This window comes from Rothia sp. HMSC066G07 (genome assembly GCF_001814485.1).
GTDB lineage: Bacteria > Actinomycetota > Actinomycetes > Actinomycetales > Micrococcaceae > Rothia.
Genome location: NZ_KV816932.1, coordinates 263,090 through 263,456, shown reverse-complemented (window position 1 = coordinate 263,456; position 367 = coordinate 263,090). Strand labels below are relative to the sequence as shown.

Sequence of the window (367 nt, the reverse complement as noted above, 5' to 3'; positions counted from 1 at the left end):
AACCTTGTCGGTGGAAACCTCAACCAGGGGCTCGTCAACCTCAACCTGCTCGCCAACTTCCTTCAGCCAGCGGGTAACGGTGCCCTCGGTGACGGACTCGCCCAGTGCGGGCAGTACGACCTCGATGCCTGCAGCAGCAGCTGCGGGAGCAGCCGGAGCAGCGGCGGGTGCTGCGGGAGCAGCCGGAGCCTCAGCAACCGGAGCGGGAGCTGCGGGAGCCTCAGCAACCGGAGCCGGAGCAGCGGGAGCAGCTGCAGCAGCAGCGTCGCCGATGATAGCCAGAACCTGGCCAACCTCTGCGTCCTCATCCTCGGGGATGCGGATCTCGAGCAGGGTACCTGCTACGGGGGAGGGAACCTCGGTGTCA

The 367-nt window shown here is 67.0% G+C and carries 1 protein-coding gene; it reads right to left on the bottom strand.

All coding sequences use genetic code 11. The features are described 5' to 3' along the window. Nucleotides 1–367 (bottom strand): biotin/lipoyl-containing protein (locus tag HMPREF2971_RS09270; protein ID WP_305793958.1); only part of this gene is annotated, 367 nt, incomplete at both ends.